This window comes from Promineifilum sp. (SeqCode) (assembly GCF_041918635.1).
Lineage (GTDB): Bacteria > Chloroflexota > Anaerolineae > Promineifilales > Promineifilaceae > Promineifilum.
The window spans coordinates 1-5,757 of sequence record NZ_JAYRVJ010000484.1 but is presented as its reverse complement, the minus strand read 5'-3'; the positions used below and the strand labels follow the sequence as shown (position 1 = coordinate 5,757).

Annotated in this window: 4 protein-coding genes; 3 read left to right on the top strand and 1 reads right to left on the bottom strand. The window is 63.3% G+C overall.

What is annotated here, in order from left to right; genetic code table 11:
• Positions 1-38: 38 nt before the first annotated feature.
• Positions 39-2,504 carry an ABC transporter substrate-binding protein gene (locus ACE3UY_RS14765; RefSeq protein ID WP_374688269.1) on the bottom strand — a complete coding sequence of 822 codons (2,466 nt, stop codon included), beginning with the start codon at positions 2,502-2,504 and terminating at the stop codon, positions 39-41.
• A 420-nt stretch (positions 2,505-2,924) separates the two neighbouring features.
• Between ACE3UY_RS14765 and ACE3UY_RS14760 the strand changes: the two genes are divergently transcribed.
• The 3 genes from ACE3UY_RS14760 to ACE3UY_RS14750 all read left to right on the top strand — a co-directional run.
• Complete coding sequence (locus tag ACE3UY_RS14760) at positions 2,925-3,926, top strand: aspartate carbamoyltransferase (RefSeq protein WP_374688268.1); 1,002 nt, start codon at positions 2,925-2,927, stop codon at positions 3,924-3,926.
• Between the two features lie 95 nt (positions 3,927-4,021).
• Entirely contained in the window at positions 4,022-4,975 is a 954-nt protein-coding gene (gene arcC, locus ACE3UY_RS14755) for a carbamate kinase (RefSeq protein ID WP_374688267.1), read from the top strand.
• An 82-nt stretch (positions 4,976-5,057) separates the two neighbouring features.
• Positions 5,058-5,757: amidohydrolase family protein (locus ACE3UY_RS14750; protein WP_374688266.1), on the top strand; the 700-nt coding region annotated here is incomplete at its 3' end.

The window sequence follows — 5,757 nt, the reverse complement described above, 5'->3', positions numbered from 1 at the left end:
TCCGGCAGGGAACAAAAGGGGTGGGTCAGCCGCGGCGCTTACTTGCGCTCGAAGCCGCCGTCAATGTAATACTGAACATCAACCGTCGCCGGCGGAATGAAGTCGTCATTCAGTTCCGGCACATACCACTGGAGGAAGTCGGTGTGATCGTAGGGATCGGCCCCTTCCATCAGGGTGCGCAGGGGGATGAACTTGGTCACTTCTTTGCCCTGCAGGATGTCGACCGCCGTCTGCAAGCAGTAGCGGGACATCGCGGGCGGGTCGGGGGAGCCGACGAACTCATAGTCGTACTCATCGGCCAGCCGCAGGAAGCCGTTGGGGACGTTGACCATGCCGAACTTCGGCGGTTCACGGCCCGCGTCTTCGAAGGCCAACGCCGCGCCGAGAGCCATCTCGCCGCCGCCGGCCCACACGCCGTCGATCTCAGGATTGGCCGCCATGATGGCTTCCATCTTCTGCTTGGCCGTGGCGATGTTCCACTGCGCGTACTCGGTGGCGATGATCTCGATACCGGGATACTGCGCCAGCGCGGCCAGCGCCGCGGCTTGCCACGTCTCCGTAGAGTCTACACCAGCAATGCCGTTGAAGACCACTACTTTGCCTTCACCGCCCATCAGTTCGGCCAGGCCGATGCCCGACTTGTAGGCCACTTCCCAGAAGTCCACGTCCACGCGGGAGGTGAAGTCCTCGCCCTCGATGCCGTTGGCGCAAAGGATGACCGGGATGCCGGCGTCGATGGCGCGGCGGATGACCGTCGTCGAGGCGGCGCGGCCCAGCGGCTCCACGACGATGGCGTCGGGCTGCTGCTCGATGAAGTTCTCGATGTCGCTGATCTGCTGGTTGGCGTCGTTTGTCACGGCCGTCAACAGCGGCTCCGCCAGGATGCCTTCCGCAAGCAACTGCTGGCCGTAGGCGTCGATGGTGACGTTGTAGGTGTTACCCCAGCCGTTGCTGGCGTCCTGTTGCGAGGCGGCGATGACGTAGGGGCCTTCTTTCTGGAAGGCGCTCGTATCCACAACCGTCTCCGCGTCAGCCAGAATGGCGCGCGAGTAGTCGGAATCCAGAGCGGCGGCGCTCACCTCAGGGCTATTCAGGATAGCCATGATGCCCGCGCCGGCGCCGGTGGTCTCCTCCGCGGCCGGCTCTTCGGCCGGGGCGGCGGCGACAGGCTCACCGACGATGGGGCCGTCGCGGTCATCCCACGCGGGGACCGGCCAAACGGCGGTGGCGGCGGCCAGTTCCGGCGGCCACACAGCAACCATCTCGCCATTCTGCCACTGGGCGATGACCGAAGCGGCTTCGTTCAGGCGGCCCTTCTCATCGAAGGACACCTGCGGCCACTGGAAGCCCCACTTGCCCTCGCCATCGGTGAAGGTGGTGGTGCGCAGCGTCTCGGCGATGACCTTCGGGTCGGTCGAGCACGCCGCTTCCAGCGCGTCGGCCAGCAGCCAGGTGGAGGCGTAGGTCGTGTTGTAGGTGCCACCCAGGTCCTGCCCGGTGTACTCCTGGAAGCGCGCCCGGAATTCCGGGTCCACGTTCAGGGCGCTGACCGGCGCAAAGTCCTGCGTGACGATGATGCCGTCGGCCACGTCTTGCCCGGCCTCATTCAGGAAGAAGGTGCTGCCAAAGCCGGAACCCAGGCTGATGATACCCATCTTCGGGTGATAGCCCTGTTCCTTGGCCTGCTTAGCCATCTGCGGGGCCTGGTTGTTGCCCAGGGCAAACCAGACGTCGGGGTCTTCCTGCTTCACGCGCAGGATAGTGTCGGTGAAGTCCTGCGCCGAGCCTTCATAAGTGAAGCTCGCCAGCAGTTCAATCCCTTCGGCTTCCAGCGCCTCGCGCCAGACCACTTCCACTTCCGAGCCAAACGTGAAGTTCGGTACGGTGATGACGGCCGTCTGCGCGCCCTGCTCCTTGGCCCACTTGGCGTCGTCCGCGCCCCACTGTTGCAGCGTGGAGACCGTCTGGAAGACGTACTTCAGGCCGCGGTCAGTGATAACGCCATCGAGCGCGTTGGGGACGATGTAGGGCACTTCGCTCCGCTCGGCGATCTCGGAGGCCGGCAGGGTCGTGCCGCTGAGGGCCGAACCCATGACCACCACTACACCTTCCTGGGAGATGAGCCGCTCCATCTCGGAGTTGCCCGTCTCGGCCACACCCTCGGTGTCGCCCTTGACCAGTTCCAGCGTCGCGCCGCCCAGGCACTGAATGCCGCCGGCGGCGTTGATCTCATCGATCGCCATCTGGTGCGACTTGATGTAGGGGTCGCCCGCCCAACCGGCGTCGGCGCCGGTCAACGGATAGAGAGCGCCGATCTTGATGACGCCGCCGGTAGCTTCGCCGGCAGGCTCCTCGGCCGCTTCACCGGCGTCGGCCGGCTCGGTCGCTTCGGACGGCGTTTCGTCCGTCGTGCCCACTTCCGCCTCGGGGGTGGCCTGGGAGCAACCCACCATCAGCGCCAGGGCTAGCAGCAACGCCATTAGCAACCACGTGAATCTTTTCATCTACCTCTCTCCTTAACTTAGAGATCTAACAACAGAGTGTTCTTCAATGCTGAGAAAACCTTGGCCCCGGTTCAAGGCATACGATGGCGTAGGCTTGACCGGGGTGCGGGTCGAGGGAAACGGTTGACTCTTCTTGTACAATAACGGACTCTCTCCTTCCTCTCCGGAGTGTTTGGCTCCGCGGCTTTTGCGCATGGAGAAGCCAGTGATCCTTGCGAAGTCATTGTGAACTTTATCACAATCCTCCTAAGCAACTCATAAAGGCCCCATAAGGGATTCATAAAGAAGGGCAGATCCATCATCCTTACTTTATGTTTCCCTTATGCCCTCTTTATGCGAACCTAATCAGTTTTGTGAAAAATATCACATAGTAAAGCCTTGGCGCTTGCGCCATCATCTATTGAGTGAGGAAGAACCGGCATGCAAACCACAAACAAAATCCAGACTGTGTCTTCGCTTATTGACACCATTAACTTCCGGGGCAAGAGCCTGCTCTCGATCAACGATCTCAGCAACGAACAAATCTATGGGCTGTTCGAACTGGCGGCGGCGTTCGAGCCTTGGAATCGTTCGGTCATCAACCTGTTGCCCGGCAACGTGATGGTGACGCTCTTCTTCCAGCCCAGCACGCGCACCCGCATGAGCTTCGAGACGGCCATGCACCGCCTGGGCGGGGCCGTTATTACGGAAGCCAACCCCATGGTGACCTCTTCCTCGGCCAAGGAGGAGAGCCTGTCCGACGCGATGAAGGTGATCTCCAAGTACGCCAACGTCATCGTGCTGCGCCACCCCAACGACGAAGAAGCGCGCGACGCCTGCAACTACGCCGACTCGCCCGTCATCAACGGCGGCTTCGGCCACTGGGAGCACCCCACCCAAGCCCTGCTCGACCTCTATACCCTGTGGCGTACGCAGGGCCGGGTCGAGGACGTGAACGTCTGTATCGCCAGCGCCGACCTCGTCGCCGCGCGCACCGGCCATTCGATGGCTTACGGCCTGGCCCGTCTGGGGGCCAACGTCACCCTGGCCAGCCCCAAGGCCAACCGCACCCCGGCCAGCGTCATGGAGAAGGTGGGCGCGGTCAACGGCAACGTCAAGGAAGTCTTCGACCTGGATCAGGACAGCTTCAACGAGATGATCGCCGACATGGACCTGGTCTACCTGCCCGGTTGCAGCGCGCCCAAGGGGGCCGAGGCTGAGGCGTTCAAGAAGGTTATGGATAGTTACTACGTCCGCCACGAGACGCTGGAGCGCGTCCGCCAGGAGCAGGGCCGCACCATTTGCGTCACCCACACCCTGCCGCGCCGGCCGGGCGAGATGGATCTACGCATCGACACCACGCCCAGCCAGCAATATTTCGAGGCCATCACCTATAGCGTTTCCATCCGCATGGCCCTCGTTGCGAGCATCCTGGGCAACTAAATAATTACGAATTACGAATTCGGAATTAGGAATCAAAACCTTCCCTCCGTCATGGCATTCCTAATTCCTAATTCCTAATTACCTGGAGGAACAGCATGACCGACAAACTGGCCGTCATCGCCATCGGCGGGAACTCCCTCATCGCCGACAAACAGCACCAGTCCATCCCCGACCAATACCAGGCGGCGAAGGACACCTGTGAGCACATTGCCGACATGATCGAACAGGGCTGGACCGTCGCCATCGGCCACGGCAACGGCCCGCAGGTCGGCTTTGTGCTGCGCCGCTCCGAGATCGCCCACCGCGTGGAAGGGCTGCACGAAGTCCCGCTGGACGTATGCGGCGCGGATACGCAGGGTGCGACGGGCTACTCTCTGCAACAAAATCTCTACAACGAGTTCGTGAAGCGCGGCATCAACAAGCCGGTCGCCACCATCGTGACGCAGACTGAAGTAGATCGCGCCGACCCCGCCTTCAAGAACCCGACCAAGCCCATCGGCGGCTTCATGGACGCCGACGAGGCTCAATCGCGGCGCGAGAACGACAGCTGGGACGTGGTCGAGGACGCCGGCCGCGGCTGGCGGCGCGTCGTGCCCTCGCCGCTGCCCAAGCGCGTGGTCGAGGAACCGGCCATTCACAATCTGATGGAAGCCGGTATGTGCGTCATCACTGTGGGCGGCGGCGGCATCCCGGTGGTCGCCGACGACAAAGGCCAACTCGAGGGCATCGCCGCGGTCATCGACAAGGATTACGCCTCGGCCCTGCTGGCCTCCTCGCTGGGGGCGGAACTGCTGATCATCAGCACCGCCGTCGAGAAGGTAGCGCTCAGCTTCGGCAAGCCGGAGCAGCGCTGGCTGGACACGATGACTGTGGCCGAGGCCAAGGGCTATCTGGCCGAGGGGACACACTTCGCCAAAGGCAGCATGGCCCCCAAGATTCAGGCGTGCATCAACTTCCTGGAACAGGGCGGCAAACGGGCCATCATCACCAACCCGGCCAACATCTCCCGCGCCCTGCGCGGCGAGACGGGCACCAGCATCACCAACTAACAGGGACTAGGGGCTAGGTGCTAGGGACTAGGGAAGCGCGCTCTTCCCCTAAAACCTAGCGCCTAGCACCTAACGATTGAACATGGCCGCAACACACCTCTTCAACCACGGTCGCTTCATCACCGAAACGGGCGAGTTCTTCGGCGGCCTCGTCGTCGAGGATGGCAAGGTTGCCCAAGTGGTGGGCGAGCACGCCGCCGTATCAGCCGACCAGGTGACCGACCTGGCGGGCCTGACCGTGCTGCCCGGCATGGTGGACGACCACGTCCACTTCAACGAGCCGGGGCGCGAGCATTGGGAAGGCTATCACACCGGCAGTATGGCCGCGGCCGCCGGCGGCGTCACGACCTTCATCGAGATGCCGCTCAACGCCACACCCCCCTCCATCAACCGCGCCAACCTGCTGCACAAGCAGGCTGCCGTGCGCGACAAGGCCGTTGTCGATTATGCCCTGTGGGGCGGTCTGGTGGACGACAACGTGGCCGACCTGGCCGGGCTGCACGAGGAAGGAGTCATCGGCTTCAAAGCGTTCATGAGCGAGAGCGGCGTCGATTTTGCCCGCGTCGATGACGACGTGCTCTACGCCGGCCTGCGCCGCGCCGCCGAACTGGGTAACCTGGTCGCCGTCCACGCCGAAAGCCAGCACGTCACCCAACTGCTGGGCGACGAACTGCGCGCGGCGGGACGCACCGACCGCGCCGCCTGGAGCGAGTCGCGCCCGCCGGCGGCTGAACTGGAGGCGCTGTCCCGCGCCGTCTATTGGGCCGGCGTCAGCGGCGGCC